The organism is Brunnivagina elsteri CCALA 953, assembly GCF_002289455.1.
In the GTDB taxonomy this organism is placed as follows: domain Bacteria; phylum Cyanobacteriota; class Cyanobacteriia; order Cyanobacteriales; family Nostocaceae; genus Brunnivagina; species Brunnivagina elsteri.
This window is the reverse complement of sequence record NZ_NTFS01000337.1, coordinates 1-1051: the sequence shown is the minus strand read 5'-3', so window position 1 is coordinate 1051 and position 1051 is coordinate 1. Positions and strand designations below refer to the sequence as shown.

Sequence of the window (1051 nt, the reverse complement as noted above, 5' to 3'; positions counted from 1 at the left end):
CATTGGGGAATATGCAGGCTAAGGAATATGCCAAGGATGTGGCTTTACTCCTCAAAGATAGCGATACATCTGTCCGTGATTCCGCAGCAAAAGCATTGGGGAATATGCAGGCTAAGGAATATGCCAAGGATGTGGCTTTACTTCTCAAAGATAGCAATTACAGTGTCCGTGATTCCGCAGCAGATGCATTGGGGAATATGCAGGCTAAGGAATATGCCAAGGATGTGGCTTTACTCCTCAAAAATAGCGATACATCTGTCCGTAATTCCGCAGCAAGAGCATTAGCGAAATTAGGCAAGCAAGATTTATCAGTAATTACCCAAATATTAGAAGCAGTATTGCGTTCTTATCCTGAAGAAAGAGGAACACCTCGATTTTTAGCCCATTTCCTTAGTGCTGGTGAACCCAATATCCAAATCCTGCTGCAATGGGTTGGTAGTCCTAAAACCATTCCGAACAAACCCAGTTACGAAGACGGAAAAAAAGCACTAGAAATTTTCGATAAAACTTGGAAAGTTCTTAACGAATCTACCCCCCTGTTACGGCAAGAATTAGCAGAAGCGATCGCGAAAGTAGTAGGTTTAAAAATCTGGAAAGCTGGAGATATTAATATACTGCAAAGCCACTACAACAACCTCAAAGGATACACCCAAGCGGAAGCTGTAAAATCAGTTATCCAAAACCTAGAATATTGGAAATGGATTTTTGCAGCCAAAGATACCATCCTCATCCACATTACCTTCTGGCTTGCCCTCATCTTCGCTTACCCAAAATTTCCCCAAGTCCAAGCAATCTTCTTCTGGAACCCGTGGGTACGTCGCATCTTAGGCATGGGTTACGTAGGTTTCCTCCTTACCTGGGTTCCCTTCTTTCGTCGCAAATTACTCGAACCCTTCAAATTTTCCCTCCTTGCCGATGCTGGTTTAGATAATTTCAACCCCGCAGGATATTTCCTCGAATCGAACGTCCAAATTCCACCTGAAACCCTCCAACCTTTGCAAGGAGAGAGTGCGCGACAACGCAGGTGGGGTCGTCAAACACAAATCAACCC

General features: G+C 44.1%; 1 protein-coding gene. It reads left to right on the top strand.

Annotated elements, in window-relative coordinates:
• Nucleotides 1–11 precede the first annotated feature (11 nt).
• On the top strand, nt 12–1051 hold a 1040-nt coding region (locus CK510_RS22980; protein WP_245912330.1), incomplete at its 3' end, for a HEAT repeat domain-containing protein.